The sequence below is a fragment of the Bartonella rattaustraliani AUST/NH4 genome, from assembly GCF_000312565.1.
Classification (GTDB): Bacteria; Pseudomonadota; Alphaproteobacteria; order Rhizobiales; family Rhizobiaceae; genus Bartonella; species Bartonella rattaustraliani.
In genome coordinates this window covers 21,476-27,614 of record NZ_CALW02000011.1, presented here as the reverse complement: position 1 = coordinate 27,614, position 6,139 = coordinate 21,476, and the positions used below count along the sequence as shown (strand labels likewise).

Annotated in this window: 7 protein-coding genes; all 7 read right to left on the bottom strand. The window is 46.3% G+C overall.

The window, feature by feature from the left end; genetic code table 11:
- On the bottom strand, positions 1–403 hold a 403-nt coding region (locus BN67_RS11345; protein WP_033313067.1), incomplete at its 3' end, for a DnaB-like helicase N-terminal domain-containing protein.
- Between the two features lie 22 nt (positions 404–425).
- The gene (locus tag BN67_RS02080; protein WP_019222506.1) at positions 426–1,244 is read right to left on the bottom strand and encodes a DNA adenine methylase; all 819 of its coding nucleotides are present in this window, start codon (positions 1,242–1,244) and stop codon (positions 426–428) included.
- Positions 1,245–1,354: 110 nt separating this feature from the next.
- Entirely contained in the window at positions 1,355–2,386 is a 1,032-nt protein-coding gene (locus BN67_RS02075; RefSeq protein ID WP_019222505.1) for a phage late control D family protein, read from the bottom strand.
- Positions 2,377–2,631 (bottom strand): tail protein X, encoded by a 255-nt coding sequence (locus tag BN67_RS02070; RefSeq protein WP_019222504.1) that lies wholly within the window; start codon positions 2,629–2,631, stop codon positions 2,377–2,379. The genes BN67_RS02075 and BN67_RS02070 overlap by 10 nt, the downstream gene beginning before the upstream one ends.
- Positions 2,628–3,098 (bottom strand): phage tail protein, encoded by a 471-nt coding sequence (locus tag BN67_RS02065; protein WP_019222503.1) that lies wholly within the window; start codon positions 3,096–3,098, stop codon positions 2,628–2,630. Before BN67_RS02065 ends, BN67_RS02070 begins: the two co-directional genes overlap by 4 nt.
- Positions 3,099–3,255: 157 nt before the next feature.
- Positions 3,256–5,592: a phage tail tape measure protein gene (locus tag BN67_RS02060; protein ID WP_019222502.1), complete on the bottom strand. Its 2,337-nt coding sequence runs from the start codon at positions 5,590–5,592 to the stop codon at positions 3,256–3,258.
- 131 nt (positions 5,593–5,723) lie between these two features.
- A complete protein-coding gene (locus BN67_RS02050) occupies positions 5,724–6,137 on the bottom strand; it encodes a hypothetical protein (RefSeq protein WP_019222501.1) in 414 nt (137 codons plus the stop codon).
- Between the last annotated feature and the right edge of the window lie 2 nt (positions 6,138–6,139).

The following is a 6,139-nucleotide window of genomic DNA, read 5'->3' as shown; positions in this document are numbered from 1 at the left end:
CAAGATGTATCAACGAGCGTCGGATAAAAAGATCATAGATAACCCGTCCATAATCTTCAGCATTAATGATTGTCACCGCGTCTTTGGCTAAACGAACAACATAATGGAAGACGCTAATATCACCAATTTTTTCTTCAGCTGGAATAAAGGATTTAATGGTAATAGGGGTTGCAACTTTGCCGTTTTTGATCATATGCAAAACTGTAGCAAAAATCTTTTGATGAAGAGTTTCAAAAAAATGTTCTGCTTTCAAAAAATCTGCAACACGATCAAGGGCATCATTGTTAACAAGAATTGCTCCAAGCAATGCTTGTTCGGCTTCAATATTATGCGGGAGTTGGCGAATAGAAGAGAGCAAGCTGTCTCTTGAATTTTCCGTTTTTAGCCGGTTTACTTTTTCCATGTCTCTTTTCTCCTCTCCTTTGCTAAAAATCACAATTTGAGATGATGAGCTCTTGAGCCGGAGTCGGATTATTTGAAGAGCATGTATAAGAAGTGGTGACCTCTTTTATCTTAAATGGGCTAAAGGTTTTGCGGATCTCGGGCACATCATTGAGAGACAGAAGAAACTTTCCCTTTAATTGTGCAAGCAGTGTGGACATCCTCTGATAATCCTCTCGCTTAAACAAATCCTTGCCATAGTAATCCTCAACACCCCAATAAGGCGGATCAAGGTAAAACAAGATGTTAGGACGATCATAGCGCTTGATAAACTCAAACCAATCCAAATGTTCAATGGTCACACCCGCCAAACGACGGTAAATAAGCTTTAAGGAGGCTTCAAGTTTGAGACTATTAAACCGTGCACCACGGTGTGGACTCACTCCAAACGTCTGTTTGGCCACTTTGCCACCAAAACTCAACCGCTGCAGATATAAAAAACGCAATGCCCGCTCTAAATCTGTCAGGTTCTTGGGATCTTGGGTGCGTAACCGTTCAAACGCCTCACGGCTACTCACCTGGAACTCCAACAGATCCATGAAAGGGTAATAATGCCGTTGCAACACCCGAAAAAAATTCACCACATCACCTGAACGATCATTGATCACTTCACATGAGGGGAGTAATTTTCTCCTAAAGAACACCCCACCCATTCCAACAAAAGGCTCTGCATAAGTGCAATGAGGAATGCCTTCAATGATTTTGATAAGGGTCTTCGCCAACCTGGCTTTGCCACCAATATAAGCAGCAGCTGGTTCTATAGGATCAACCGATTTTAACTTTTCTTTATGAAGTATATCCATAATTTCTTAATACTCTTTCATCTATATTCGCCGTCTTCTCATTGCTTTTAAGTGATAAGAAGTGGCTGCGATGTTATGTTAATGTGCATCGGACGGGTGTGTCGCAAAACTTAACCCCGTTGGCTGGGTAACCAGCCCAGCCTCTCTTCTGTATTGCTTTCCTTTCCCTTCTCTGGAGCCTCGAGAGTGATCTGTGTGGTGTATCCGCTTTGTTTCTCATAGCGGTGTGTGACGGTTGCAGCTTTCCATGGTCCATTAATTTCTTCACGGAACCCTTGCAGGAGCAGCGGTTGGTCCGCCATGATTTCTGGGCGTCCCTCAAGGGTCAAAGAACCACTGCCCACAGCACGGCAAAGCCTCTCCGACTCAGAAGCTGCTGCTGCTTGTGCTTCCCTCTTGCAAGGGTAGCAAGTCCGCAGACGGCGCACGGGACCCGTAAAACCTGTCTGATGTTTAACCTGACATTGCTGCCCTTGTGCGCGATCAAAATAAACAGCTTCAATGGTGCCGTATTGCGTGCGCGGCTCTAAGGTGAATTCCCAATTTGAGCAGTCGTACTTATAAAGGGTGAGTGAAGGTAAATTGTCCCCGCTTAAAAATAAAAACTTATGGTCTTTGATCAAAAAACGTGCCTGCATACGATCCGCAAGACGCGTTAAAAAATCAACTGCCGATTGATCTGTTCTCACCACATAAGGAAGAGCTTGTTTGCTAAACTGGGGGCTCACCTTTGCTTGATAACCATGGCGTTTGGCGAGTGTCTCGACAATCTCAGCAATGGTTTTGTGGTCAAAATGTTCACTCGCCTGTTCTTTAAGTTCTTTGCGCATCGAAGCGCTTTTGCCACAAAGGCGTAAAATCTCTCCATCACTCCCACCAATACTGACCACCGACTCGACAACAAAACGCCCCATAAAGGCATGGATGCTGTTTTGATAGCCAAAGGTAACCTGGAGTGCACTGTTGCTTGAAGGAATCTCTAAATCATGACCACTATCGTCAAACTCTGCTTCAAAGCTATCAGCTTCATTGCCTGCATGATCGGTGATCGTTGCCGTTAAAAGACGCTGATAAAAGACCTCATGAACAAATTTCTCCCCCACTTTTACTTCTATAAAGGGATGTGTACGTCTTAATCCCATAGCCTTTTCACCACACTGTTCTTCTCTTGGCTGACAAATTCGGGCAGAATGACTTTCAAGCCCCGTGGCAACAGAGCGCCATAGCCTGCAATCCCTGGATTGGCTTCCAAAGTAGCCTCACAGTAGCCCTTGAGAGCTCCAACTTGAAACCTGTCTCCTAACACTGCCATGGCATGTTGAAAGCAGATCAGATCAAGACTCATATCCTCTAACGCGACGACAAGGTGCTTTTCTGGGATCTTCATGGCGTTTCTCCCCCTTGGGAATATTGATCATATCCCACCTGATATTGACCTTGTGGTTTGCCCCCTTCAAAAAAGGGGAACAAACTGATGGCATAGCGAATACGCCCCGATTGACCAGAACGACTGATATAATCGTGGTCTTTCGTGATGCTGGTGATCACCACGGATCCATGCATGAGAGCACTATAGCTGTCATTATTCATCCAACGGATCATCTGAACCGGCTTGGCTCTTTTGATGGTGGTGGTAATGGCATCAAGAGCTGCACGGTCCCCAAACTCTTCTGGAAACAACACCCCGTGAATGGTTTTGGGATCATTGCCATAGCCGGTAAATTGCAAACCGGGAGACCTGCCAAAACGCTGCATAGAAACCCATGAGGCGGAAAACTCTTCCTCAAAGGATTGGAAATTCAGCCAGTCCACATAAAAAAGATGTGGACCTAACATCAACAAAGGATCTCTCATAGGCTCCCTCTCATTGATTGTATCCCTTCCAGCACATCATCTCTTTCGAAACCTATCATTGCATCTCTCCTACCATTGCGCCCTCGCTAGCACTTCATCCCTCCCCTCATTGTATTCCTTCCAGCACGTCGTCTTTTCCCTTATTCTGTAGCCCGTATCACTCTGTTCCCCCATGCAACGCATTGGCGCGGGTGCGTTGTAGAGCATGAGCAACCGCACGACCCGTGGCAACGGGATCGCGTGCTCCATTGACATGCACTGTGACATTTTGATTATGCGTGATGGTGGAACGGTCTTTGTCTCTTTGCTCGCTGCTTGGTGAATTGACAGAAGGAGCCCCCGCAAACTGTGCTATGGGTTGAATGGAGCTTTTGCCTCCCAAAAAACTTGGCAAATAGTCTCTTACATCAATGGAACCAATCCACCCCTTTATGCGGCTGGGCAAGGATTTACAAAAATCTGTCAATTGTGAGATGGACGACATAAAGCCATCAACAATCCAACCCGCTAAATCTTCCCCCGCTTGTTCCATACTGGCTTTGGCATCCTCAGAAAGCTTTTCGCGGGCAAAAAAGTGCCCCAACCATCCCCAGAAGTTGCAGAGGCTTTGCTTAAAACCCTCCCACAAACCAGCAAAGCTTTGGGAAACAGAGGAAAGTCCTTGTTTAAACTTTTGCCAAGCTTGAGAGAAGTCAAAGGCATTGGCGATAATGTTTTTCCACTTGGTGATGGTGGTGGTATCGGCACCAAAAAAGCGCATGACGGCTTCAAAGGCATGCCCAAAAGCCCGTATTATTCCCCGTGCAAAGCCTTTAACAAAAGAAGAGAAACGGTCCCAGTATTTCCACAAAGCAAAACCAGCAGCAAGGATGACAGCAACAACAGCGGCAATGACCGCTCCGATCGGGGTAAAAACAGCCCCCACAACAGCGGCAATACTCGCCCCAATCACTTCGATGACTGTCCCGATCCAACCAAAAGAGGCAGCAAATGCACTTCCTGAGATCATAACGCCGCGAAACGCCGCCACCAGTAAAGTCATGGGGCGAAGAAGACGCAGCCCATTCCCACCAAAGCTTGCTGCCATTAAACCCAGCGAGCGCCCTGACGCGATGAGTGAACGCCAACTTGCTTGCAATGTGCGGCTCACAGCCCCCATCTTGATAAAAGAAGTGATCAATTGAAGAATCCCGAGGCGTGTTCCTGCAAAAGTAAAACGCAAGACACGCAGCGCAATATTAAAAGCCATTAGGGCGGCAATGGTTTTGATGATGACAGCCGTTAAAGTTGGGTGCGCATTCGCCCATGCCATAAGCCCATTAACAAAGCCCCCAACACTGTCCATGAGACTGTTCACAGGGGGCAACAAGACTTCACCAATGGTGATACCCAAAGCCACAATGCGATTTTGTAAGAGTTCAAATTGCCGCATGGCACCGGTTGCTTGTTTATCTGCCTCTTGTTCTACCGAGCCTTTAAAGACTTGTGGATCTTTGACATAATCTAAAGCTTGCCCTAACAATTCGGGGTTGCCCACCAATTTGGCAAAATCGCCGATAAAATCCCGCCCCGCAATGGCAATCAGAGAACGCATCCCCTCTTCCGATTTGCCCAACACATGAAAAAAGCGCACCAAGGTACCGGTGGCATCCTTCTCCAAATCTTCCATAAATTGTTGGCGGGAAAGCCCAATATTGGTAAAAGCATCTTCAATATGTTTACCCCCTGCCTGAATACGGGCGCTCATCGTATTAAAACCACGTGCTGCACTCTCTGGGATAATCCCTGCTGAAATCATCGCTGTACCAAAGGCTGCGGTTTCACGCGCTGTCAGCTTAAACATGGTGGCAGCTCCGGTGGCACGATTGGTAAAATCAGAAACCTCACTCGCCTTGGCTGCCATATGGTTGGAGAGATGGTTGATGGCATCGCCTAAATCTTCAATCCCTGCTTGATTAAGCTTAAAGACATTGCGCAATTTGGCAAAGCGTTCCCCAATCTGATCCCCCGTCATATCAAAAGCAACCGCTGCTTTGGCAGCGTAAATGCTAAAAGCCTCGAGATCTTTCTCACCAATGCCTGCTTGGCTGGCACTGGTCATCAATTCTAAGACTTCACGAGCTGCTAGAGGAATTTTTGTGGAGGTTTCCAAAGCAAAACGGCGCAATTCTTTTAAGCGATCAAGGGGGGCATCGAGAACCTTTTCCAAACCCTTCATCGATTGGTCAAATTGCATGGCTTTATAAAGAGGAGCAATCAAGGTTGCTGTTTGAGCAAGAGCACCAACCATGCGACCACGCGCATGGTTAAAAGCATTTTCTGCATCGGCTGTAGCGTCCTTTAGATGCTCAAGCTCAAACCACCCTTTAAAATGCTTGCGTGTTTGGTGTTGGAAATGCGCAACATCAGCACTAAAAGCTTTCAGGTCTCGCTTGGCTGAGGCGATCCCCTCTTGCAGATGATTCACAAAACGCACAACAAGGGAAACATCCATGGCTGTCTCTTATCCTAACATTTGGCTTTCATATTCTTGGGCTTTAAGGCGCGCCAATTCTTCGCGATAAGCAATCACATCAAGCCAATCCATCTGATCAATCTCTGAAGGAGACCAATGGTAATAAAGAGCTAATTCTGCCCCAAATTGTCCAGCTGAGAGGATTGGCGTTGCGTAAAAAAAGAGAAAAAAACCTTAAACACCGCCACAATATCGAGAACATCAAGACGATTAATCAATTCAACCGTTTCATGCGACATATCGGCTAAAAGCACGGCTATTCCTTCCATAGCCTCATGGGTGAGCAAAGCCTCACAAACTTTAAGAACAACAACATCATTGTTCAATGTTGTGTTATTCTCATCTAAGCATGGGAGTACAAGCTTTGCTAGCTGTGGTCCAATCAACACCGCTAATTGTCGTGCTTGCTTGAAGGTTGGGCGATAAAAGGTCAATTTTTGCCGACAGACTTCCTTGCCATCACCATCCTTATAAACAAGGGGAACTTGCAATTCCACATCAATGCTACTTTGTAAACTTGCCATGA